Source organism: Paracoccus sp. KR1-242 (assembly GCF_049446195.1).
Taxonomy (GTDB): Bacteria; Pseudomonadota; Alphaproteobacteria; order Rhodobacterales; family Rhodobacteraceae; genus Paracoccus; species Paracoccus broussonetiae.
The window spans coordinates 1-21711 of sequence record NZ_JBMSED010000006.1 but is presented as its reverse complement, the minus strand read 5'-3'; the positions used below and the strand labels follow the sequence as shown (position 1 = coordinate 21711).

The window sequence follows — 21711 nt, the reverse complement described above, 5'->3', positions numbered from 1 at the left end:
GTGATGCTGGAGCCGGTCTCGCGGACAGGAACGGTCCATGCGCGAGCGCAGGGTTCGGGTCTGGTCCTTGTTTATGTCAACGAGTGTTGATATATTTAGCGCCTCCCCACATGTCAACGTTCGTTGATAAAACTTGCAAGGTGCCAATTGAGTTCAAATTCGCCATCGGCCAACGCCAGCCGCGGCAGACGGGCAGGTTACAGCGGCACGCGCGAAACGGTGCTGAACGCGGCCAAGAAGCGGTTCGCGCATGACGGCTATACGGCGACTTCGATCCGCAAGGTGGCCGCGGATGCGGGGGTAGACCCCGCATTGGTCATGCAGTTCTACAAGTCGAAGGATGGGCTGTTCGCCGCCAGCCTCGCCCTGTCGGAGGACTGCCTGGGCCACATCGCTGCGGCTTTTGATGGCCCTGCCGACCGAATGGGAGAAACGCTGACCTACAACTTTCTCCGCCTCTGGGAAGAGGGCGCCGATGCCGAGCCACTAATGGCCACACTGCGCGGTGCCGCGTCGAACGAAGTCGCTGCCGCCCAGTTGAGAGAATTTGTCCAGGCTCGATTGCTGTCGGTCATAGGCCCGAAACTGGGCGAAGGCGTTGGGAATGCACAGCGTGCGGGGATCGTGGTGTCGATGCTGATGGGCCTGGTGCTCTCGCGGAGCATGGTCCAGATCCCTTTGGTTGCGGGCATTTCCCGCGAAGAGCTTGCCCGGTCCGTCGGCCCGTCGATTCAGGCTGTGCTGTGGGGACGCTGGGATCAGTAACTTCGGACGGGGCGGTATCTCGGCTGCACCAGCAGTGGCCCTAGCATTCTTTCCGCCCTCGCCGTTCACTGGCCCCGAAAGGGCATCGATGCCAAGCTGCCGTTCGGCTCCGTCTACTTGGTGCCATATATCACGGACCCAGCGAAAGCGGGCCCTTTCCATTGCCGTAGGCGGACGAACCAGCTACAGACGGGCGGCGAATCCTTTGCCCCAACCGTTCGAACCTTTGCTCCGAGAAGATGTTCAGACATTGATTTTGTTTGGATATTTTCGATCCTAGGCGGCAACTTTGGTCGGATCGTCAAGCAGCTTTCGGCCGCAAGGCGCAATGGTTTGGCAAGTTGTTGAATTACCGTGACCGCCCCGCTGGGCGGTCATGCCATGTCCGGGAGACCGCCATGATGGCCATCCAGTTTCTTGTCACCCATTCCGGTGGTTTCCACGCCGATGAACTTTTGTCCTCGGTCGTCCTGACTCGCCTTTATCCGCATGCGCGGCTGGTTCGCACCCGTGAGGCCGACTGGATCACGCCCGCCGGGGACCGGGTGATCTATGATGTCGGTCGGGACTTCGACGCGGCAGGCCTGATCTTTGACCACCACCAGAAAAATCCGCCGCTGCGCGATGATGGCCAGCCCTACAGTTCGTTCGGGCTGATCTGGCGACATTTCGGGCGCGACTACCTGCGGGCGCTGGACGTGCCGGCGGCGGATGTCGAATCCATCCATGCCTCGTTCGATGCGGGATTCGTCCTGCCGGTCGATCTGATGGATAACGGTGCCCTCAGCCCCTCCGAAGCGGGACCGCTGCTAGCTGACCTGACCTTGCCGATGCTGCTGGAAAGCCTGAAGCCGGTTTTCGACGACCGCTCGCCCGATGCCGATGATCGCGCCTTTGGCCGCGCGATGGAGGTTGCGCGTGCGTTTGTCGAGGCCTCGATCAATCGCAAGGCCGCGAAGCGCAGGGCAGAGGCTGTGGTCCAGACCGCCATTGCCGCCGCGGGCGATGGCCGGGTGCTGGAACTGCCGATGGGCATGCCTTTTCGCTCGGCCGTCGTGCGGGCTGGGGCCGATCACCTGCTGTTCGTCGTCCATCCACGCGACACGGACTGGACCCTGACCGGCATTCGCCGTGACGAAGATGGTTTTGCTTTGCGCGCCGATCTGCCCGCGGCATGGGCTGGCCTGACCGACGCGGCGCTGGAGGCCGCATCCGGCGTCCAGGGCGCGCGCTTCTGCCACAATGGCCGCTTCATCGCCGTCGCAGCGACGCGTGATGCGGCGTTGAAGATGGCGGAACTGGCCGTCAATGAGGCCGAGGGCTAAGAGCCTTGGCCCTGGTCTGGACGCGCCTTTTCGGCGAATCTATTGAAATGGCACCGCATCATTCCAACCCCGGACCTGTGTCATGACCGAACCTTACCGCGTCCCCGATATCTTTGAAACGGACCGCTATGTTGTCCGGCGCGTTCGCGAGACGGATGCAGAGCCGATCTTCTGCAGCTATGCGACAGACCCTGCCGTCACCCGCTTCCTGACCTGGCTGCCCGCGACCAGCCCGGAGGACACGCGCAGCAACGTCATTCAATGCGGCGCAGATTGGGATCAGGGGACGCGCTTTGCCTCGGTCATCACGCTCAGGGCAGAGGAGGGGCGGATTCTGGGGATGATCGACGCGCGTTTGGGGGCCGGCCTGGTCGGCTATGGCTATGTCCTGTGCCGGGCCGCCTGGGGGCAGGGCTGCATGACGGAAATCCTGTCGTGGCAGATTGCCCACGCGCTTGCGCATCCCCGGATCTATCGCACCGAGGCGCTGTGCGACGTCGACAATCTTGCATCGGCCCGCGTGATGGAGAAGGCGGGAATGGTCCGCGAAGGGGTGCTACGCCGCCGCCTGATCTCTCCAGCCGTTTCGGATGAACCGCGGGACTGCTACCTTTACGCGAAAGTCCGGTAAAGGATCACTCTGCTTCGGGGCCGTGGTAAACGATCCCGCGCGCAAGCCAGCATCCCAGCTTCAGACCGCTTACTTTGCCAGTCTCGTCACGGAGGATGCGAAGCGTCCATTCGCCGGGCGGGGCCGCATCCATCGCGCGGCGACAGGTCACGGTCCACAGATCCTGGGCCAAGGGATACATCCGTTCCATCGGACCGGCCCCCAGCATCCCTTCGAAACCGATATAGGCGGCGCCGTCGCGGGCCTCGATCTGAAGCGCAGCGCCGATCTCGTCCGAATGATAGCGTCCGGCAATGGCATGCCCGTCGGCGCGGTCCAGCGGCTTCAGCCGCTTGGCCCGGACGCTCAGGTTTTCGGCCCGCCGATCCATCAGCAGGACGTCTCCTTCGCGCCGAAGGTCAAGATCCACGGTTCCGGCGCGATTTTCGTCGATCACCGGCAGGACCGTCGGAGAGACCGCGTAATGCAGGCGCACGCCACCGGGCACATCGCGTGTCCGCAGGAAAAGGTCATTCTCGGGGTCCAGCCAAAGCCCGTCCCAACCCTGTCCGGGAACTGCCGGCGTGGCGGCGGTCGCGCCAAGGGCGGCGGTCATCAGGCCCTCGGCCGCACGCATGGCGCTGGCTTCGTGATTGAAGATCACGACCACCGATAGCCGCTCGGCTGCGACATGCAGGCGGAATGAGCAGAAACCGCGCAAACCCCCGCCATGTCCCGTCACGGCGTGGCTCTTCAGGCAATAGCGGCGCAGGCCATAGCCATAGGGTGCGGGTCGACCATCGCCAAAGCGGACCGGGGCCGAGATGCGGTTGTAAAGCCCGGCCGGGTCGTCGCGCGTCGCGTCGATATGGCTTTCCCAGGCCAGCATGTCGTCAAGTGAGGCCGCGATGCCCGAATCCCCGAACCAGGTCATCGCGCTTTCGGCAGGAAGGAAGCCGACCTCGTCATTCCCCTCATAGCCGATCACCGCGTCGATGCGCTCGCGCGTGTCGGCGGCCAGGCGGGCGGTGGGCATACCGGCGGGCTGGAAGATCCGTTCGTGCAGAAGCTCGGCGAAATCGCGGCCCGAGGCGCGGCGGATCAGCTCGGCCAGCAGCCGGTAATTGCCGTTCGAATAGGAATAATGCGCGCCCGGCGCGAATTGGCCCGAACGCGCCTGACCCAGCAGGGCAAGGCCGTCCCTTTCGGTGAAACGTCCCTCGGGCGTCGCGCCGTGCAGGACGGTCAACGCCCAATAGTCGCGCAGGCCCGACTGGTTGTGGCAAAGCTGCGAGACGCTGGGCAGGGGGCCCTGAAAATGCGGCAGCAGTTCCGGCAGCAGCGGATCAAGGGCCTCCGGGGCGTCGAAAAGGTCCAGCAGCAGGGCGCAGGTCATCTGCTTCGAGATCGAGCAGATGGGCATTCGCCGCGTCGGGGTCATCGGAACGCGTTGCGCCATGTCGGCATAGCCCCAGGCACGCCGCGCGATCACGCGGCCATCCTTGACCACGCCTGCGACACCGGCGGGACCGCGATATTGGTCGGGCAAAAGGTCCAGCGCGCGTTCCAGCGCCTGCATGTCGATCGCGGCCATGAGATGTGCCCCTATTCGCCGTCCTGAAAGCAAAGCCGGGTGTCTGGCAGCGCCAGCGACAGGAACTCCAGCAGGTCTTCCCGCGTCAGGGCGGCACAGCCGGCGGTAGAGCCATACCCCTCGCTTGCCACATGCAGGAAAACCGCGCTGCCGGCGCCGGGAACAACGGGGTCGTCATTCTGCCCCAGCACGACGACGATGTCGTAAAGGTCGTCCTTGCGCCACATTTCCTCGTGGCTGGCATCGAAGGGCAGCTTCACCGGACTGTTGTAATCCGCATGGTCGGGGGCATCGCACCAGCCGTCATCGGGCGCAATCGGCGCGGTCGGAAAGACGGTGGCGGGCGCGACCCCCAGTTTGTCGGCGCGATACAGGACGCGCCGGATCGGCCAGCAGCCGATCGGGCTGACCCCGTCGCCTTCGGCCTGCTTCACCGCGATGCCGCTGCGCCCAACGGCCGAGCGCCAGGTTTTGCCGCCAAAGCTCGCCTGCCAGGCTTCGCCCTGGCGCTTCACGATCAGGTCCATGCTTGTCCTCTTCAGCCGTCCAGTGGGAAATGGCAGGCCACGGCGCGGTCGCCGCGGCTTTGCAGGGCCGGATCCTCGATCCGGCAGATATCCCGCGCGAACGGGCAACGGGTGTGGAACCGGCACCCCTTTGGCAGGTTCATCGGGCTGGGAATCTCGCCCTGCATCATCGGCCGATCACGCCCGCGCTGGCGCGGATCGGGGCGCGGCACGGCGGACATCAGCAGCATCGAATAGGGGTGCAGCGGCTGGGCGAAGATCTCTTCGGTGGTGCCGACCTCGACCAGCCGACCCAGGAACATGACGCCGACCCGATCCGCGAACTGGCGCACCACGGCAAGGTCATGGGTGATGAAGAAATAGGTCAGCTTCAGCTGGTCCTGCAGATCGGTCAGCAGGTTCAGAACCTGCGCCTGGATCGACACGTCCAGCGCCGAGACGGATTCGTCGCAGACCACGAAATCGGGCTTGTTGGCCAAGGCCCGCGCGATGCCGATGCGCTGGCGCTGACCGCCCGAGAACTGATGGGGATAGTTCCGCAGGTATTGCTTGCGCAGCCCGACCATTTCCAGCAGCTCGGCGCAGCGGTCGCGGATGTCGGCGGGGCTGCCGAAGCCGTGGCTGCGCAGGGGCTCGGCCAGGATCTCCTCAACCCGCATCCGGGGGTTTAGCGAGGCATAGGGGTCCTGGAACACGATCTGCAGCTTCTTGCGCAGGCCGCGCATTGCGTCCTCGCCAAGATCGGTCAGCTCGGTGCCGCGGTACTGCACCTGACCCGAGGTCGGCTCCTGCAACCGCAGCATGACGCGACCGAGCGTGGTCTTGCCGCAACCGGATTCGCCCACCAGCGCAAAGGTTTCGCGGGCGCGGATGTCCAGCGACACGCCGTCGACGGCGCGCACGGTTCGGGGCGGGCCGTTCAGGAAACCTCCGCCCACGCGGAAATGCTTCGTCAGGTCACGGGTCGACAGCACGATGTCCCGGTCGCCGGAATCCGGCTGTTTCTGTGCGGTCATGCTCATGATGTCCCCTCCTGCGGCAGGGCGTCTTGTGGGGCGTGCAGCCAGCAGCGCGCGGCATGGCCGCTGCCGATCCCGACAAGGTCCGGGGCGCGCTGGCAAATGGGCATCACGTCACCGCAGCGCGGGCTGAAGCGGCAGCCCGGCGGCAGTTTTGCAAGGTTCGGTACCATGCCCGGAATGCTGGGCATCCGTCGCGCCGTCCGCGGCTCGGTCGCGCGCGGGATCGAGGCCAGCAGCCCGCGCGTATAGGGATGCGAGGGGCGCTCGAACAGGTCGAAGACATCGGCCTGCTCGACCATCTGGCCCGCATACATCACGTTCACCTCGTCGCACATCTCGGCGATGATCCCGAGGTCATGGGTGATCATGATGATCGAGGTGCCGACGCGGTCGCGCAGGTCGCGCATCAGCCGCAGGATCTGCGCCTGCGTGGTCACGTCCAGCGCAGTGGTCGGCTCGTCCGCGATCAGCAGCTTCGGTTCGCAGATCAGGCCCATTGCAATCATCGCGCGCTGGCGCAACCCGCCCGACAGTTCGTGCGGATAGGCGTCAAGCCGCGTCTTGGGTTCCGGAATGCCGACCAGTTCGAACATCTCCAGCACGCGGGCACGGATGGCGCGTCGGCCAAGGCCCTTGTGGATTGCCAGCGGCTCGCCCACCTGTTCCCAGACTCGACGGACAGGGTTCAGCGATGTCATCGGCTCTTGGAAGACCATCGCGATGTCGCGGCCCCGGATCCGGCGCATCCCGGCGGCGTCCAGCCTGGATATGTCGGTGCCGTCCAGCAGGATCGAACTTGCGCTGACATGGCCCTGCGGCTTTGGGACCAACCCCATCAGCGACAGGGCCGTCATGCTTTTGCCTGAACCGGATTCGCCCACCAGTCCGACGATCTTGCCCCGGCCCACGTCAAAGGACACATCGTCCAGCACCCGGACATGGCCGCGGTCGCCCTTGAACTCGGTCCGCAGACCACGGACGGAAAGGATGGTATCGGAAGATGCCGTCATGGGGTCAGTCCTTCATCGACGGGTCAAGCGCATCGCGCAGCCCGTCGCCGATGAAGTTGAAGGCCAGCACCGTCAACAGGATCGCGATGCCGGGGGCGATGGCGACGGCCGGGGCCTGGAACATGTATTCCTTGCCCTTGGCGACCAGCAGGCCCCAGCTTGCGCCGGGGGGTTGAACGCCCACCCCCAGGAAGCTGAGGCTGGATTCCCACATGATGGCCTCGGGGATCGACAGCGAGAACAGGACGATCAGCGTCGGTATCACGTTGGGAAAGATGTGGCGGAACATGATGACGCCACGCTTGGTGCCATTGGCGCGGGCGGCCTCGATGAATTCCTTTTCGCGCAGCGCCAGCGTCTGCGAGCGGACCACCCGCGCGACCGACGCCCAGCCAACCAGCGCCAGCGCCAGGAAGATGTTCAGCAGGTTTGCGCCAAGCGTGTACATCACGACCATCGCCAGCAGCAGTGAGGGAAAGGCGATCATCATGTCCGCAAGGCGCATAATCGCGAAATCGGTCTTGCCGCCCAGATATCCGCTGAGGATGCCAAGAACAGTCCCGATGCTGAGCGAGATCAGGCTGGGGACGATGCCCACGACCAGCGAGACCCGCGCACCGTAAAGAATACGCGTCAGCACGTCGCGGCCGAAATTGTCCGTGCCAAGCCAGTAGGTCGTCGAGGATGGCAAAAGCTGTTCGTCCAACGCGACCCGATAGGGGTCGTGCGGGCTGATCCAGGGAGCGAAGGCGGCTGCCAGCACCAGAACCGTGACAAAGATCAGCCCTACCATCGCCATCCGGTTCTTGCGGAAGGCGCGCAAGGTGTCGCGCAGGAAGCTGGCTTCCTCGATGGCCTCGGGGGCGGGGGCCGCGATGTCGGGGGAATGGGTCATCACGACGCTTTCTTCATCTGTTCGCGGATGCGGGGATCAAGCACCGCGTAAAGGATATCGGCGACCAGGTTCCCCAGGATCACCAACGCCGTCGCGAACAACACCGCGCCCTGCAGCAGTGGCATGTCGCGAGAGGAGATGGCGTTCACGGTGATGCGGCCGACGCCGGGGATCGAGAAGATCGCCTCGGTGATGACCGCGCCGGACAGCAGGCTTGCGACCTGGATTGCCATAATGGTCACAACCGGGATCAGGGCGTTCTTCAGTGCGTGGCGGCTGATGACGCCGGTTTCCCGCAGACCCTTGGCGCGCGCCGTGCGGATATAGTCGTGGCGCATGACCTCAAGCAGGCTGGACCGCGTCAGTCGTGCAATCACCCCGGCCGAGGACCAGCCCAGCACGATTGCCGGCAGGATCATGTATTTCCAGCCATAGAAACCCGAGACCGGCAGCAGCTTCAGCTTCATCGCGAAGACATATTGCAGCAGCAGCGCCGACCAGAAGATCGGCATCGACACGCCCAGAAGCGAAAAGCCCATGAAGAAGCGGTCAAGCAGGCTGTCGCGGCGCACGGCCGACAGGATTCCGGCCGGGATGCCGATGATCCAGGACACCAGTGCGGCGCAGACCGCCAGCATCAGCGTGTTCGGGAACGCCTTCAGGATCAGGTCGGTGACGGGCCGGTTCAGCTTGATCGAATTGCCCAGATCGCCCTGCACCGCATTCCACAGGAAGCTTAAATAGCGGGTGATCATCGGGTCATCCAGATGCATCTGGGCGCGGACGCGGGCGATCACCTCGGCGCTGGCGTGTTCCTTCATCATCAGCGCGACCGGGTCTCCGGGGACCACGTTCAGCATGATGAACAGGATAAGGGTGATCCCGATCAGGACCGGAATCGAAACCAGGATGCGTCTAAGCGCAAACATCAACATGGGCGGGATGCTCTTTCTGCGGCGCCCGCGTGGCGCGGGGGGCGTGGCGGAAGGGCGGTCGATCAAAGCGGGACCGGGGCGCGCGGTTGGACACGCCCCGGTCCAGGGGCCTTACTCGACCTCGACCTTGTAATAGCTCATGTCGCTCCAGCCGTTCCACGGAACGGTGAAGTTCTTCACGCGGGACTGGACGACATAGCTGTGGTCAAGGCTGAACAGCGGAACCCAGGCGGCGTCGGTATCGACGATCCGGCTGGTCAGGTCCTGATACAGCTTGCAGCGCGCCTCCTGGTCGGTCATGCCGCGCGCCTTGTCGATGGCGGCAAAGACTTCGGGGTCGTTGTTGTTATAGGCGCGCACCTTCGTCCCGGATTCCGAGAAGAAGGTATAGAAGAAGTTGTCGGGATCGTTGAAATCCGCCGACCAGACCTGGGTATAGTTGTCGCTGTCGCCGACCTTGCGGGCGGCCATGAAGGCAGCTTCGTCACTGGTGACGATGTTGGCCTTGAACCCGGCCTCGGCCACCTGCGCCTGGATGATCTGGTTCATGTCCGACCAGCGCTGCGACCAGTTCGATGCCTGCTGCAGCGTGATCTCGACCCCGTCGGGATATCCGGCTTCGGCCAGCAGCTCCTTGGCCTTGGTCGGGTTGTATTCGATGGGCGTCGCCGCGGCATAGCATGCCAGGCCGCGCGGCATCACGCCGTCTTCCAGCTTGCCCTTGCCGTAGAAGTTCTTGTCCAGAATGGTCTGCCGGTCGATCGACATCTGGAAGGCCTTGCGGACCCGCACGTCGTCGAAGGGCTTCTTCGCCTGGTTGATGTTGTAGTAATACATTCCGACGCGCGGGCCCGAGCGGACCTGAGCCTTCCACTGGTCGCTGCCATAGAAATAGGGCGTCTGCGTGGGTGCATAGTCCAGATCGAAAACGTCCAGCTCATCGGATTCGAACAGCATCCGCAGCGTCTCGGAATCGGTGACAACGCGGATCAGCAGGCGGTCAAGCTTGGGACGGCCGCGCCAGTAGTCGTCATTCGCCTCAAGCATCTGGCTGTCGTTCAGCGTATAGTCGCGCAGGATGAACGGGCCGGTGCCGTTGGTCGTTTCAGGCGTCAGGCCGAACTGATCGCCTGCAGCCTCGGTGAATGCGCGGTTGTAGATCGACGCGCCGGGCGAGGCCAGAAGCGCAAGGAAAGCCGCATAGGGCTGCGTCAGGGTGATCTGGACCGTATGCTCATCCACCGCTTTGAGGCCGGACACGCTGTCGGCCTTGCCGTCCAGCCGGTCCTGCGCACCCGCGATGAAGGTCAGGATGTCGGTGTTCAGCGCCTTGGTCGCCGGGTTCAGCATCCGGTCGAAGGTATAGACGACGTCATCGGCGGTCAGCACCGCGCCGTCATGGAACTTCACGCCGTCGCGCAGATGGAAGGTATAGGTCAGGCCGTCCGCCGAAACCTCCCATTTCTCGGCCAGACCGGGAACCAGCGCCGACTGGCCGGGACCGGTGGTTTCGGATTCGATCAGGCGGTCGAAGACGTTCAGCGGAAGCGTATAGGCATCCGTGGTCATCTGGACATCGGCGGTCTTGGGATCCTCGGGATACGAGACGCGCAGCATGTTCTCGGCCATTGCCGGCGACATCAGCACGAGGCTGGCCAGGCCGGAAGCCAGAAGCAGTTTCATTTTATTGGTCACGTGACACCTCGATGTCGGTTTGGCGGTTCTGCCGTCGGACGGCACCCTGCGACTTTCGTTGCAACGGCAGGGCCTGTCGCACAGCCCGGACGTTCCTCACTCCTCGTCGATCCCATGGGCCGGGACCGACCTGCTTCGGCCGCAGCATCTCGCGGATGTCCACATATGGGCGGATTACCGGAAGTGCCCTTGGTCCACCAGACCCACGGACTCTTATCCCCCGAATTGTGGACGGTCGACGTGGCGGCACGTTGTCTGCGAACCTCTCATGAAGCCAGAAATATTCTTGGATACTGGTGCCAGCGTTCTGATTTTGTGATGGAATGCGCGCTGTTCGTTCATTTCAGAGCAGGCCGGTAATCACGTCCCCCGCCGGAACGAAGCCGGGACGGGATGGATGCGGTGGCGGCCAGATCGACGATCAGCAGCGCGTCACCGCGCGCACCCGCGCTGGCCAGCGGCTCTCCGTCGGGGCCGGCTATTACGGAAAGACCGCCGAAGGTCACGTCGCCTTCGGCCCCGGCAAGGTTGGCATAGGCCACGGTGGCGTCGCTCTCATGTGCCCGCGCAGGGACCAGTCGCCGGGGGACATGTTCGAACCCGACCGGGTTCGCAGTCGGAACAAGGATCAGGTCGATCCCGGCGCGGCTCAGCGCCGCCGCATGGCCAGGAAATTCTATATCATAGCAGACCAGCATCGACACCCGCAGTCCCTCAAGCCGGAATGGAGCGCACAGGCGGTCGCCGGGGGCAAAGCTTGCCTGTTCCATTGCGCCGTAAAGCTGGATCTTGCGGTAGTGGCCAAGGATCGCGCCATCGGGCCCGATCGTCGTCGCGGCATTATGGACTGCCGCACCGTCGCGTTCGGCCCAGCCAAGACAGATCCCGCAACCCGTCCGCGCCGCCACCTCGCGAAGGCGTCCCATCCATTCGCCATCCAGCGGCTGGGCCAGCGTGGCATGCAGATCGGGCCGGTTGTAACCGGGCAGGAACAGTTCGGGTGCCAGCAGCAGATTTGCCCCGGCGCTGGCTGCTGCCTGCACCTGCATGCAAAGTGCATCGAATCCGGCCTCGATCCGTCCATTTGTCGGCGCGGTCTGCCACAGTGCCAGCTTCACTCCTGCCTCCGCAAAAAGCATTATCAGCCACAGGTTTGCGCCTTTTCCCGCCGCCAAGGAAGCCCTGTCGATCATGAGCCAGTCCCGTCCCGTCACCGCCTTCGGCCCCGACTTTCCCTTTGCCTATGACGACTGGCTGGCCCATCCTGCCGGGCTGGGCAGCATACCCGAAAAGTGCCACGGACAGGCGGTGGCAGTGATCGGGGCAGGGGCCGCTGGCATCATCGCGGGGCACGAGCTGATGAAGATGGGCCTGCGCCCGGTGATCTATGAATCAGGAAAATTCGGCGGACGCCTGCGCTCGGAGCTTTTCGAGGGGACCGAGGACGTGATCGCCGAACTGGGCGGGATGCGCTTTCCCGTCTCGTCGCGGGCCTTCTATCATTATGTGGACGCCCTTGGCCTGACGACGCGGCCCTTTCCGAACCCGCTGACAGCGGCCGCCGGCTCGACCGTGATCGACCTTGAGGGCGAGACCCATTTTGCCCGCGGTCTCGGCGATCTGCCGCAGCTTTACCACGAGGTCGCCTTCGCCTATCGCGCCGCGCTGGAGGAGCACGCCGATTTTTCAGCGCTGACGCAGGCGGTTCGGGACCGCGACGCCCATCGGTTGAAAGCGATCTGGGATCCCCTCGTCGAAAAATGGGACGAGCGGACCTTTTATGACTTTGTCGTCTCGTCGCAGGCGTTCCGCAATCTCAGCTTCCGCCATCGCGAGGTCTTTGGGCAGGTCGGCTTCGGCACCGGGGGGTGGGACAGCGATTTTCCGAACTCGATGCTCGAAATCCTTCGGGTCAACCTGCTCGAGCTGGACGACCACCAGCGCTATGTCGTGGGCGGCGTGGAAAATGTCCTGCACCGGCTGTGGCGACAGCCTGCCGCCTGCGCGCATTGGCCACAGGGAACGACGCTGGCCCAATTGAACGGAGGCGCGACGCTGGGGCGGGCCGTCAAGATCGGCCGCAATTCCGGGGGCGGGCTGACGATCACAGACCTGTGGGGCGTGTCGCGGGACTATGCGGCGGTGCTGGTCACCTGCCAGAGCCACCTGCTGACCACCTCGGTTGCGGTGGACGAAGCGCTTTTCGACCAGAAGCTGTGGATGGCGCTGGATCGCACCCGCTATATGCAGGCGGCGAAGACCTTCGTCATGGTGGACCGGCCGTTCTGGAATGACATCGACCCTGCCACCGGGCGTCCACTTCTGTCGATGACGCTGACCGACCGGCATACGCGCGGTACCTATTTCTTCGACAACGGTCCGGATCGGCCGGCAGTGATTTGCCTGTCCTACAGCTGGATGACCGACGCGCTGAAGGTGCTGCCCTATGGCCCCGAGAAACGCGTCGAGCTGGCGCTTTCGGCACTGGAGCGCGTCTATCCCGGCGTCGATATCCGCCAGCATATCCGTGGCAACCCGATCTGCGTCAGCTGGGAATCGGACGAGAATTTCCTGGGCGCCTTCAAGGGCGCGTTGCCCGGCCATTACCGCTATAACCACCGCATGTACGGTCATTTCATGCAAGCGGCGATGCCGTCCGAACAGCGGGGCATCTTCCTGGCGGGTGACGGTATCAGCTGGACCCCCGCCTGGGTCGAAGGCGCGGTCCAGACCGCGCTGAACGCCGTCTGGGGGATCATGACCCATCTGGGTGGCGCCAGCCCTGCCGACAATCCGGGACCGGGCGATCTGTGGGCCGATCTTGGTCCCGTGGCCCTGCCGGATTAGGGGCGGGCGGGGACCACGAAACGTATGCCTAAAGTCCCAGGAACCTGAAGGGTTCGGTTTCCTTGAACTGGTCATTCGCCACGCCCGAAAAGGTGTGGATCTGGTTCGGGCCAAGATCCAGCTTCATCACCTTGGCCCCTTCGGCAAAGTCGAGCGTCTTCAGGTCCACCCAGAACGTGTTGGGGGTCAGCGCGGATTCAAAGAAGTAAAGCTTGCGCTTGTGATCGGCGACCGTCCGCCATCGCGTCGACGAGATGTTCGGCTGGTCCGGCGTCGTGATCCCGAACGGAACCGAGGCATTGCGGATCACGCCAAAAACGCTGGCCAACGTTTCGACGGCATCTTCGGTCTTGGGGATGGCATTCACATAGAACGAGGCCCGCGCGAAGCGGTCCGCGGCACGGTTGGTGCCGGGCAGCATCACCGTGCCGCCGATCTCTTTCCAGTATTCGTTCAGCGCCAGCTGCTTGTCGAAGATCGGCGAGTTGGTCATCACCTGGTAATCGCGGCTGTGATGGATGACCTGCTTGCCATCGATATATTCGACGATGGCACTATCGCCGGTGGAATCCGAAATCGACAGGTGCAGGGTCGCAAGCCTGTCTTCGCCCGGCACGCTGTCGGTGACCAGGGTAAAGGGTTCCTGCTCCAGTGCAGCGACAGCCTCATTCACGGTTGCGAAGTTGTCCAGCACCCATTGCGCCCAAAGCGATATGGCAAGACCCGGTGTCTTGCCGTCATATTCAGGATATTCGGATTCGACGAGCCACAGGATGTTCGCGACCAGCCCGGCTTCGTTCATGCCGTCAGTGGTGGAGACGTCATAGCCAGTGGCGATCACGCTGCCATACTTCGCGGTCCATTCGATCGAGTTCGGCCCCGCCTCTCCGTTGCGCTGGATACCTCGGGGCATGACCCAGAGGTTCGTTCCCACATCCACCTTCCAGTCCATCGAACGGGCCGTGATGATCTGATCGTTCGTGCCCAGATAGACGACGCGGGTGCAGGCATCGGCAATCCCGGCCTGCAGCAGGCACGCGGCTGCAATCAGGGAAATCATCGGTCGGTTCAGTTTCACGCCAGCCTCATCAGTTGAAATCGCCACGAATTCTGCTGGTTGCCGAGGTTCGGGTGCCGAATTTCCGCCAAGACAATCCGATCGAATGACGGCACTATGCGTGCGGGATGCTGGCAGGACAAGCACCCGCATTACGCGAAGATGGGGGACGGTTTGAAATTCATTGCTTTGCCCTTGCTGGGACTGGCCGCTTTGTGGACTGCGCCTGCAATCGCGCAGGACAGTCCCAATGGCTGGATCGTCCAGATCTCGCCCTATCTTTGGGCGACGGGGCTGGATGGCGATGTCTCTCCGTTTCGCAGCGGGCCGACCGTCAGCATCGAGAAGGACTTCTCGGAGGTGATGGACAGCCTGAACCTTGGCGGATTCATCAACTTCTGGGCGCGGAACGGCAGGTTCGTGCTTTCGGGGGACATGATGTTCGTCGACACCACGGACAGCACGGCGGGCACACTTCCCGCGCTGCCGGGACTTCCCGCAGGCCTGCCGGTCAGCGGCGATGTCGACACCACGCAGTTCATGGCGACGGTGCAGGGCGGGTATCGTTTCCACGACGCGCCGGGGCTGACGGTTGACGGTCTGGCGGGGCTGCGGTTCTGGCACATCTCGAACGAGTTGACGGTGCGGGCCCTGGGACAATCCCGCCGGTTCAAGGAAAGCTTCAGCTGGGTCGACCCGGTGATCGGCATGCGCGCCCTTGCCCGGATCAGCGAGCGCTGGTCATTCCAGGCGCAGGCCGATGTCGGGGGCTTTGGCATGGGATCCGACCAGACATGGTCGGCGCTCGGCACCTTCAACTACATCATTACCGACAATGGCTCGGTCTCGTTCGGCTACAAGATCATGGACGTGGATTACGACGATGACGGCCATGTCTTCGACGCCCGGTTGCAGGGGCCCGTGATCGGCGCGACCTGGCGTTTCTGAAACGGAGGAAGGGACATGGCCCGCAAGGATTTCGATCCTGATACCGTGCAACCGGACGGGCGTCCGCCCGCCCGCGCCGTCCTGTTCGATCCGGCCAAGCCGGGGGCGTGGCGTGGCTCGGTTCCGGGCGAGGCGCTTGATGGCCCGGTGACGGTGCTGGCCTATGGCAACGACACGCCCGGAGAGGGGCCACGCCTGCATGTCCATCCCTATGACGAGACTTTTGTCGTCGTCGCCGGCCGCGCGCGGTTCTTTGTCGGGGACGAGGTGATCGAGGCGGGCGCAGGCGAGGTGGTGCTTGGTCCAAAAGGCGTGCCACACCGGTTCGAAAATCTTGGACCCGGCAGGTTGCAGACCATCGACATTCACCATTCACCGCGCTGGATCCAGACCGATCTGGACTACTGACAATATCCGCCCGGTGCCGGGATCGTGACCCCATCGGGAATTCGACGCGCTACAATCGACTGGGCAGATCGTGATCGGGAGGGATCATGGCAGGCGACATTCCGGGGCAGGCTGTGCAGCTTCTTGGCCTCGGAAGCGCGCAGCCCGAACATATCCTGACGCAGGAAGAAGTGCTCGCCGAAGCCCGCGCGGTGCTTCAACCCCGCTTCGCGCAGTTCGACCGGCTGGCCCCGGCCTTTGAGAATACCGGCATCGTCAAGCGCCACTCGGTCGTGCCCTTTTCGTGGTTTCGCGAGCCGCATGGCTGGACCGACCGCAGCGCGGCCTATGTCGCGGGGGCCAGTGCGATGTTCTGCGATGCGGCCAACGCGGCGCTGAACGCCGCCGGGCTGCGGACGGATCAGGTCGACGTGATCGTGACCGTTTCCTCGACCGGGGTGGCGACCCCGACGCTTGAGGCGCTGGTTGCGCGGCGCATGGGGTTTCGCGCGGACGTGATGCGGGTGCCCGTCTTTGGCCTGGGTTGCGCGGGCGGTGTCTCGGGGCTGTCCGTGGCGCGCAGCCTTGCGGCGGCGAGGCCGGGCGCGGTCGTGCTGCTGGTCGCGGTCGAAGCCTGCACCCTGCTGTTCCGGCTGGACCGGCTGACCAAGGCTGACATCATCGCGACGGCCCTGTTCGGTGACGGCGCCGCCGCCTGCGTGCTGCGCACCGGCAAGATTGAGGGCGCGCTTGCACAGGTCGGTTCCGGTCGCCAGCACATGTGGCCCGACACCCTGGCCATCATGGGTTGGTCCGTCGAGGAAACCGGGCTGGGAGTGATCTTCGACCGCGCCATTCCCAGCTTTGCCGAAACGGAACTGCGCCCCGCGCTGGATGCGCTTTGGCCGGATCGGAATGCTGCCGGGCGGCGCTTTGACCGCTATGTCTGCCATCCGGGCGGGGCCAAGGTCATCACCGCGCTGGAAACCTCGCTGGATCTGGACGAGGGGACCCTGCAGGTCGAGCGTGACGTTCTGGCGCGGGCCGGGAACATGTCCGCGCCGACGGTGCTGTTCGTCCTGCAGGATGTGCTGGCATCGGGTCAGCGCGGTCGATTGCTGACGATGGCGCTAGGGCCGGGCTTCACCCTGTCGACCCTGCCGCTGGAGGTGCCATGATGTCCGCGCCGGATGCTGGGGCGTTGGCCTTCATCGCGTTCCTGCTTCTTCAGCGGCTGGGCGAATTGGTGCTGGCACGCCGCAATACCGCGCGGCTTTTGGCGCAGGGCGCGATCGAATACGGCGCGGCGCATTATCCGCTGATCGTGCTGCTGCACGGCGCATGGCTGCTGGCCATTGCGGTTTTCGGATTGAGCCAGCCCCTGCACCTGCCGTGGCTGGCGAGCTTCGCGCTTTTGCAGCTGGCGCGGCTGTGGGTGCTGGCAAGCCTTGGTCCGCGATGGACGACGCGGATCATCGTGCTTGACCGGCCGTTGGTCGCGCGGGGACCGTATCGCCTGCTGCGCCACCCGAACTATGCCGTCGTCGTGGCCGAGATCGCGGTCGCGCCGCTGGTCCTGGGTCTGTGGCCGGTCGCACTGGTCTTTACCGTGCTGAACGGTCTGATGCTTTGCGTCCGCATCCGGGCCGAGAACCGCGCGCTTGCCGGATTGCGCCATGCGCGCCCCACTTAAACTGCGGGCTCCGGAACGGTGGATAGCAACCGCAAATCGTCGCGCAACTGGGTGGGGTCGGACAGCCCGGCCTCGATCTCGGCATGAAGCTGTCGCCAGATGGGCAGGGCACTGGCCAGAACCTCGCGCCCGGAAGGGGTCAGGTGAAGCAGGCGGCTGCGCCGATCCTCGGGATCGGGGCCGGTCGCAACCAGTCCGCGCCGCTCCAGCGGTTTCAGGTTTGCGGTCACGGTCGTGCGGTCCATCGCCAGAACCCCCGCCACCTCTCCCAGTCTGGGCGGGGCGGGGCGGTTCAGGGACATCAGCAAGGAAAACTGCCCGCTGGTCAGTCCCGCGGGCTTCAGCGCGATGTCGAACCTGCGTGCCAACGCGCGCGCCGCGCGCTGCGCATGAAGGCACAGGCAGGTGTCGCGGACCATCAGCGTCGTGGCATGGGTGAGATCGGGCGGGGGCATCGTCGTGCTTGACAGGTAGGGGACAATTAAGTTGATATCAACATAGATACCCCGGCGTCAACCGTACCAGGGTCCCAATCCGATCCGTCGATGCGCGTTGAAGCCAGACCAGAGAGGAGAGGTCGATGAAGATCGTGACAAGCCTGAGCTTTCAGGGCCAGTGCCGCGAGGCGTTCGAATTCTACGCCAGGGTGCTTGGCGGCAAGGTCACCGCGGCGATACCCTACAGCGATGCGCCTCCCGGCATGCCGGTCAGCGGCGAGCAGCACAAGAACTGGCTTCTGCATTGCTGGCTTGAGGTCGGGGATCAGGCGCTGATGGGTGCGGACATGGATTCCGCCTGGGCACCGAACGTGGGCAAGCCGAAGAATGGCTTCGACGTCACCCTGCATACCGATGACATCGCCAAGGCGCGGCGCTGGTATGAGGATCTGTCCGAAGCGGGCCGGCAGGTCATGCCTTTTTCCGAAACCTTCTGGTCGCCGGGTTTCGGTTCGCTGGTCGATTGCTTTGGCGTGCCCTGGATGATCAACACGATCCCTTCGGCGGGCTGGACTCCATCCCAAGGGTGATCCCCGGTCCTCGTGGTCTGACAGGAGCATGCCATGAACCATCCCTATCGCTGGGTGATTGTCGCGGCTGGCGGCCTGTTGGGCTGCGTCGCGGCCGGATCCATGTTCTCGCTGCCCGTGTTCCTGCGCCCGATGGCGCAGGAGACGGGTTGGTCAGTCACCGGGATCTCGACGGCGATGACGATCGGCTTTCTGGCGATGGCCCTGGCCAGCATGGTCTGGGGAGGGTTGTCGGATCGCTTCGGACCGCGCCCGGTCCTGCTGGCGGGTTCCGTGATCCTGGCTGCAAGCCTTGCGCTGGCCAGTCGCGCCGAGACGCTGATCGGGTTCCAGCTGTTGTTCGGACTGCTGGTCGGAACGGCAACGGCCGCCGTCTTCGTCCCGATCATGGCCTGCGTCACCGGCTGGTTTGAAACGCAGCGTGGCCTTGCGGTTTCGCTGGTTTCGGCTGGCATGGGCATGGCGCCAATGACCATGGCGCCGCTGGCGGCGTGGCTGGTCACGGGGCAGGGCTGGCGAGGGGCGATGCTGACCTTGGCGGTCATCGCTGCCGCGCTGATGATCCCCGCCTCGCTGCTGGTGCGGCGGGCACCTGCGCTGGCCCATGACGATTCACACCCCGAAGATGGCGGCCCGCAGGGTGGCATGTCGGTCAGCACGGCCGTCCGCTCGCCCCAGTTCGCAGTCCTGATGCTTGCGAATTTCTTCTGCTGCGCCACACATTCCGGGCCGATCTTCCACACGGTCAGCTATGCCGTGACCTGCGGTATTCCCATGATCGCGGCGGTGACGATCTACAGCGTCGAGGGGCTGGCAGGAATGTTCGGCCGGATCGGCTTTGGCATCGCCGGCGACCGTTTCGGCGCACAGCGCGTGCTTGTCCTTGGTCTTCTTGCGCAGGCCTTCGCAGTGCTGGCCTATGTCTTCGTCGGCAGGCTGGCGGGCTTTTACGCCGTGGCGATGGCGGTGGGCTTCATCTATGCCGGGACCATGCCGCTTTACGCCGTCATCATCCGCGAGAACTTTCCGCTGCGGATGATGGGCACGATCATCGGCGGCAGCGCGATGGCGGGCAGCCTTGGCATGTCGACCGGGCCGCTGCTGGGTGGGTTGGTCTATGACCGCTTCGACAGCTATGCGCTGATGTATATCGGCTCCTGCGCGATGGGACTGGCGGCGATGCTGATCCTGATGACTTTCCGCCCGTTCCCCCGACGCGGAATGCAGATGGCGGCGGCCTAGCGGCGGGGTCAGTCGGCCTTGGGTTCGACGATTTCTCCCTCGCGCACCAGATGCGCGAAAAGCCCGTCCTGCCGCGTCAGTTCGGCAAAGTTGCCGCGTTCGACGATCCGGCCCGCGTCCAGCACCAGGATCTGGTCGGCCGAGGCCACGGTCGAAAGCCGATGGGCGATGATCAGCGTGGTGCGGTTCGCGCGCAGCTTGTCGATGGCGCGCTTGATGCGGGCCTCGGTCGCGGGGTCAAGGGCCGAGGTTGCCTCGTCCATGATCAGGATCGGGGCGTGTTTCAGCACGGCGCGGGCAATCGCAAGGCGCTGGCGTTCGCCCCCCGACAGGGCATTGCCGCGTTCGCCGATGACGAAGCTGTAATTGCCGGGCTTGCGCAGGATGAACTGATGCGCTTCGGCAAGCCGCGCGGCCTGTTCGACCTCGGCATCCGTGGCTTCGGGGCGTCCGACGCGGATATTTTCCGCAATCGAGCGGTTGAACAGCCCCGCTTCCTGAAAGACGACGGCGATATTGTCGCGCAGCGAGGCCAGCGTCAGTCCGGCAATGTCGTGCCCATCGACAAGGATGCTGCCCTGATCGGGCTGGCGCAGGCGCTGCAACAGGGCAAGCGTCGTGGTCTTCCCCGAACCCGTTGGGCCGACCAGCGCGATGGTCTGGCCGGGCAGGGCGGTAAAGGACAGGTCGAACACCCCCTGTTCGCTGCCCGGAAAACGATAGCTTACCTCACGGTACTCGACGTGACCCAGCACAGGCTGGACCAGCCGTACCGCGCGAGGGGTGTCCGTCACCTCGGCAGGCGCGTCCAGCAGTTCGAAATAGCTGCGGATCGTGGGGGTCGAACGAAAGATGCTGCCGACGAACGAGGACAGGCGGTCAAGCTGCCCGACCATCAGCCCCGCAAAGGCGCCGAATGATACGATCTCGCCCACGGTGATCTGGCCCTTCTGCGCCAGCAATGCCCCGGCGGCAAAGATGATGACCATGGTCACGGTCGCCGCCGCGCGGGTCAGGACCGTCAGCAGCCCCCACCAGGTCAGCACCGGATATTGCGCGGCCAGAAGGGACGCGGTCATCTGGCGCATCGCCTGCATCTCGCCCGCCAGGCGGGAATAGCTTTGCACGACGGTGACATTGCCCAGCACGTCTCCGACGCGGCCGTAAAGCCTGCCGGAATGGCTTTCGACGCGAGCCTGCCCCTCGCGGGTCTTGCGGATGACCAGGATGTTCAGTGCCAGATAGACGACGCCCAGCAAGGCCAGAATCGCGGCCATTCGCGGATCGATGCTGATCGCTGTCGGGATCAGCAACAGGATCCCGGCCAGCGCGGTCAGTTGCTCGCGCAGGATGCCCAGCCACAGGACGAACAGCGCATCGGTCCCGGCAAGGATCGCGCGCGTGACCGAGCCGGTGCCGCGCTCGGCATGGTATGAGATGGGCAGCGTGATCGCCCGGCTGAATGCCGCCCCCAGCGCCGCAAGCCGCGCCCGATGGGCCAGCCGGTCCGCTGAAACCGCCGTGATGGCCGACGCAAAGATCCCGACCAGCCCGAATGCGGCCCAGGTGCCGATCAGTGCAAATGCCCCGGTGCCGCGGGCAAGGCTGTCGACCATGCGACCGAACAGGACCGGTTCTGCAAGTTGCACGATCGCAATCGCGACACCGGTTGCCGAAAGCCCGGTCGCAAGCCACCTTTCCCCGCCAAGCAGGCCGACGGTGCGCCGATAGACCTGCGCCGTGCTCATTCCTGGCTGGGACATGCGCGATATCCTCCGCTCAGACGGATGGGACCGCGCGGCGCAGCGGAGGATGCGGCCGGGAACTCGCGCCGCGCCCGCTCAGAACTTCCACCTCATTCCCATGAGGAAAGCGCTCATGTCCTGGTAGTCTGCGTCGGTTTCGTCGTCATATGCGAATTCGCGGTATCCGATATAGGCGTCGATATTCTGCTCGGCGAAGGTCTGGACGGCCTGGACGCCCCATGATTTCGATTCCGAACCCGCGCTGACATAGTCCGAGCCGTCGAAGTAATCGATCGAGACCGCGGTCTTGCCGTAATCCCAGAGATCGCCACTCCAGCCCAGCTTGACATAGCCATAGCTGCCGGCATCGTCCTTGCCGTCGCCGGT

Annotated in this window: 21 protein-coding genes and 1 pseudogene; 10 read left to right on the top strand and 12 right to left on the bottom strand. The window is 64.4% G+C overall.

Annotated features, from left to right (window positions below; genetic code table 11):
* Positions 1-219: 219 nt before the first annotated feature.
* The 3 genes from ACO2Q4_RS09940 (at position 220) to ACO2Q4_RS09930 (ending at position 2721) form a co-directional block, all read left to right on the top strand.
* Complete coding sequence (locus ACO2Q4_RS09940) at positions 220-765, top strand: TetR family transcriptional regulator (RefSeq protein ID WP_423319027.1); 546 nt, start codon at positions 220-222, stop codon at positions 763-765.
* A gap of 401 nt (positions 766-1166) precedes the next feature.
* Complete coding sequence (locus ACO2Q4_RS09935; RefSeq protein ID WP_423319275.1) at positions 1167-2090, top strand: MYG1 family protein; 924 nt, start codon at positions 1167-1169, stop codon at positions 2088-2090.
* An 82-nt stretch (positions 2091-2172) separates the two neighbouring features.
* Positions 2173-2721 (top strand): GNAT family N-acetyltransferase, encoded by a 549-nt coding sequence (locus ACO2Q4_RS09930; protein ID WP_423319025.1) that lies wholly within the window; start codon positions 2173-2175, stop codon positions 2719-2721.
* 4 nt (positions 2722-2725) lie between these two features.
* Here ACO2Q4_RS09930 and ACO2Q4_RS09925 read toward each other — a convergent pair whose 3' ends face one another.
* The 8 genes from ACO2Q4_RS09925 to ACO2Q4_RS09890 form a co-directional block, all read right to left on the bottom strand.
* Positions 2726-4294 (bottom strand): D-aminopeptidase, encoded by a 1569-nt coding sequence (locus ACO2Q4_RS09925; protein ID WP_423319023.1) that lies wholly within the window; start codon positions 4292-4294, stop codon positions 2726-2728.
* 11 nt (positions 4295-4305) lie between these two features.
* Positions 4306-4821, bottom strand: a complete 516-nt coding sequence (locus tag ACO2Q4_RS09920) for a L,D-transpeptidase family protein (protein ID WP_423319022.1) — start codon at positions 4819-4821, stop codon at positions 4306-4308.
* Between the two features lie 11 nt (positions 4822-4832).
* Positions 4833-5843, bottom strand: a complete 1011-nt coding sequence (locus ACO2Q4_RS09915; RefSeq protein ID WP_423319021.1) for an ABC transporter ATP-binding protein — start codon at positions 5841-5843, stop codon at positions 4833-4835.
* Positions 5840-6853, bottom strand: a complete 1014-nt coding sequence (locus tag ACO2Q4_RS09910; protein ID WP_311758443.1) for an ABC transporter ATP-binding protein — start codon at positions 6851-6853, stop codon at positions 5840-5842. The genes ACO2Q4_RS09915 and ACO2Q4_RS09910 overlap by 4 nt, the downstream gene beginning before the upstream one ends.
* 4 nt (positions 6854-6857) lie before the next feature.
* Positions 6858-7748 (bottom strand): ABC transporter permease, encoded by an 891-nt coding sequence (locus ACO2Q4_RS09905; protein ID WP_423319019.1) that lies wholly within the window; start codon positions 7746-7748, stop codon positions 6858-6860.
* A complete protein-coding gene (locus tag ACO2Q4_RS09900) occupies positions 7748-8683 on the bottom strand; it encodes an ABC transporter permease (RefSeq protein ID WP_423319017.1) in 936 nt (311 codons plus the stop codon). The genes ACO2Q4_RS09905 and ACO2Q4_RS09900 overlap by 1 nt, the downstream gene beginning before the upstream one ends.
* 111 nt (positions 8684-8794) lie before the next feature.
* On the bottom strand, positions 8795-10366 hold the full coding sequence (locus ACO2Q4_RS09895; RefSeq protein ID WP_423319015.1) for an ABC transporter substrate-binding protein: 1572 nt from the start codon (positions 10364-10366) through the stop codon (positions 8795-8797).
* Positions 10367-10716: 350 nt separating this feature from the next.
* Positions 10717-11496 (bottom strand): carbon-nitrogen hydrolase family protein, encoded by a 780-nt coding sequence (locus tag ACO2Q4_RS09890; protein ID WP_423319013.1) that lies wholly within the window; start codon positions 11494-11496, stop codon positions 10717-10719.
* Positions 11497-11569: 73 nt separating this feature from the next.
* Here ACO2Q4_RS09890 and ACO2Q4_RS09885 point away from each other — a divergent pair, with 73 nt between their 5' ends.
* Complete coding sequence (locus ACO2Q4_RS09885; RefSeq protein WP_423319012.1) at positions 11570-13225, top strand: flavin monoamine oxidase family protein; 1656 nt, start codon at positions 11570-11572, stop codon at positions 13223-13225.
* Positions 13226-13253: 28 nt separating this feature from the next.
* Here the strand turns inward: ACO2Q4_RS09885 and ACO2Q4_RS09880 are convergent, their stop codons facing one another.
* Positions 13254-14303: a linear amide C-N hydrolase gene (locus tag ACO2Q4_RS09880; RefSeq protein WP_423319011.1), complete on the bottom strand. Its 1050-nt coding sequence runs from the start codon at positions 14301-14303 to the stop codon at positions 13254-13256.
* 96 nt (positions 14304-14399) lie between these two features.
* Between ACO2Q4_RS09880 and ACO2Q4_RS09875 the strand changes: the two genes are divergently transcribed.
* From ACO2Q4_RS09875 to ACO2Q4_RS09860, 4 genes are all read left to right on the top strand, one after another.
* Positions 14400-15230 (top strand): hypothetical protein, encoded by an 831-nt coding sequence (locus ACO2Q4_RS09875; protein WP_423319009.1) that lies wholly within the window; start codon positions 14400-14402, stop codon positions 15228-15230.
* Between the two features lie 15 nt (positions 15231-15245).
* Complete coding sequence (locus tag ACO2Q4_RS09870) at positions 15246-15638, top strand: cupin domain-containing protein (RefSeq protein WP_423319007.1); 393 nt, start codon at positions 15246-15248, stop codon at positions 15636-15638.
* Between the two features lie 86 nt (positions 15639-15724).
* Positions 15725-16795, top strand: coding sequence for a type III polyketide synthase (locus ACO2Q4_RS09865; RefSeq protein WP_423319005.1), 1071 nt, complete (start codon positions 15725-15727; stop codon positions 16793-16795).
* Entirely contained in the window at positions 16795-17310 is a 516-nt protein-coding gene (locus ACO2Q4_RS09860) for an isoprenylcysteine carboxyl methyltransferase family protein (RefSeq protein ID WP_423319003.1), read from the top strand. The genes ACO2Q4_RS09865 and ACO2Q4_RS09860 overlap by 1 nt, the downstream gene beginning before the upstream one ends.
* On the opposite strand, the gene ACO2Q4_RS09855 is transcribed toward ACO2Q4_RS09860, so the two are convergent.
* Positions 17307-17765, bottom strand: coding sequence for a MarR family winged helix-turn-helix transcriptional regulator (locus ACO2Q4_RS09855; protein WP_423319001.1), 459 nt, complete (start codon positions 17763-17765; stop codon positions 17307-17309). The genes ACO2Q4_RS09860 and ACO2Q4_RS09855 overlap by 4 nt on opposite strands.
* 125 nt (positions 17766-17890) lie before the next feature.
* Here ACO2Q4_RS09855 and ACO2Q4_RS09850 point away from each other — a divergent pair, with 125 nt between their 5' ends.
* Together ACO2Q4_RS09850 and ACO2Q4_RS09845 are read left to right on the top strand one after the other, a co-directional pair.
* Positions 17891-18337, top strand: a complete 447-nt coding sequence (locus ACO2Q4_RS09850; protein WP_311758455.1) for a VOC family protein — start codon at positions 17891-17893, stop codon at positions 18335-18337.
* Between the two features lie 33 nt (positions 18338-18370).
* Complete coding sequence (locus tag ACO2Q4_RS09845) at positions 18371-19579, top strand: MFS transporter (protein WP_423318998.1); 1209 nt, start codon at positions 18371-18373, stop codon at positions 19577-19579.
* 8 nt (positions 19580-19587) lie between these two features.
* Here the strand turns inward: ACO2Q4_RS09845 and ACO2Q4_RS09840 are convergent, their stop codons facing one another.
* Both ACO2Q4_RS09840 and ACO2Q4_RS09835 read right to left on the bottom strand, forming a co-directional pair.
* Positions 19588-21342 (bottom strand): glucan ABC transporter ATP-binding protein/ permease, encoded by a 1755-nt coding sequence (locus tag ACO2Q4_RS09840; protein ID WP_423318996.1) that lies wholly within the window; start codon positions 21340-21342, stop codon positions 19588-19590.
* A 78-nt stretch (positions 21343-21420) separates the two neighbouring features.
* Positions 21421-21711 (bottom strand): annotated as a pseudogene (locus tag ACO2Q4_RS09835) (porin); the annotation flags it as partial.

What these genes read in the sequence shown, in the direction of transcription:
- ACO2Q4_RS09935 (WP_423319275.1), top strand. Translation starts at nt 1,167, where the DNA reads ATGGCCATCCAGTTTCTTGTCACCCATTCCGGTGGTTTCCACGCCGAT.
- ACO2Q4_RS09930 (WP_423319025.1), top strand. Translation starts at nt 2,173, where the DNA reads ATGACCGAACCTTACCGCGTCCCCGATATCTTTGAAACGGACCGCTAT.
- ACO2Q4_RS09925 (WP_423319023.1), bottom strand. Translation starts at nt 4,294, where the DNA reads ATGGCCGCGATCGACATGCAGGCGCTGGAACGCGCGCTGGACCTTTTG.
- ACO2Q4_RS09920 (WP_423319022.1), bottom strand. Translation starts at nt 4,821, where the DNA reads ATGGACCTGATCGTGAAGCGCCAGGGCGAAGCCTGGCAGGCGAGCTTT.
- ACO2Q4_RS09915 (WP_423319021.1), bottom strand. Translation starts at nt 5,843, where the DNA reads ATGAGCATGACCGCACAGAAACAGCCGGATTCCGGCGACCGGGACATC.
- ACO2Q4_RS09910 (WP_311758443.1), bottom strand. Translation starts at nt 6,853, where the DNA reads ATGACGGCATCTTCCGATACCATCCTTTCCGTCCGTGGTCTGCGGACC.
- ACO2Q4_RS09905 (WP_423319019.1), bottom strand. Translation starts at nt 7,748, where the DNA reads ATGACCCATTCCCCCGACATCGCGGCCCCCGCCCCCGAGGCCATCGAG.
- ACO2Q4_RS09900 (WP_423319017.1), bottom strand. Translation starts at nt 8,683, where the DNA reads ATGTTGATGTTTGCGCTTAGACGCATCCTGGTTTCGATTCCGGTCCTG.
- ACO2Q4_RS09895 (WP_423319015.1), bottom strand. Translation starts at nt 10,366, where the DNA reads ATGAAACTGCTTCTGGCTTCCGGCCTGGCCAGCCTCGTGCTGATGTCG.
- ACO2Q4_RS09885 (WP_423319012.1), top strand. Translation starts at nt 11,570, where the DNA reads ATGAGCCAGTCCCGTCCCGTCACCGCCTTCGGCCCCGACTTTCCCTTT.
- ACO2Q4_RS09875 (WP_423319009.1), top strand. Translation starts at nt 14,400, where the DNA reads ATGCGTGCGGGATGCTGGCAGGACAAGCACCCGCATTACGCGAAGATG.
- ACO2Q4_RS09870 (WP_423319007.1), top strand. Translation starts at nt 15,246, where the DNA reads ATGGCCCGCAAGGATTTCGATCCTGATACCGTGCAACCGGACGGGCGT.
- ACO2Q4_RS09865 (WP_423319005.1), top strand. Translation starts at nt 15,725, where the DNA reads ATGGCAGGCGACATTCCGGGGCAGGCTGTGCAGCTTCTTGGCCTCGGA.
- ACO2Q4_RS09860 (WP_423319003.1), top strand. Translation starts at nt 16,795, where the DNA reads ATGTCCGCGCCGGATGCTGGGGCGTTGGCCTTCATCGCGTTCCTGCTT.
- ACO2Q4_RS09855 (WP_423319001.1), bottom strand. Translation starts at nt 17,765, where the DNA reads ATGCCCCCGCCCGATCTCACCCATGCCACGACGCTGATGGTCCGCGAC.
- ACO2Q4_RS09850 (WP_311758455.1), top strand. Translation starts at nt 17,891, where the DNA reads ATGAAGATCGTGACAAGCCTGAGCTTTCAGGGCCAGTGCCGCGAGGCG.
- ACO2Q4_RS09845 (WP_423318998.1), top strand. Translation starts at nt 18,371, where the DNA reads ATGAACCATCCCTATCGCTGGGTGATTGTCGCGGCTGGCGGCCTGTTG.
- ACO2Q4_RS09840 (WP_423318996.1), bottom strand. Translation starts at nt 21,342, where the DNA reads ATGTCCCAGCCAGGAATGAGCACGGCGCAGGTCTATCGGCGCACCGTC.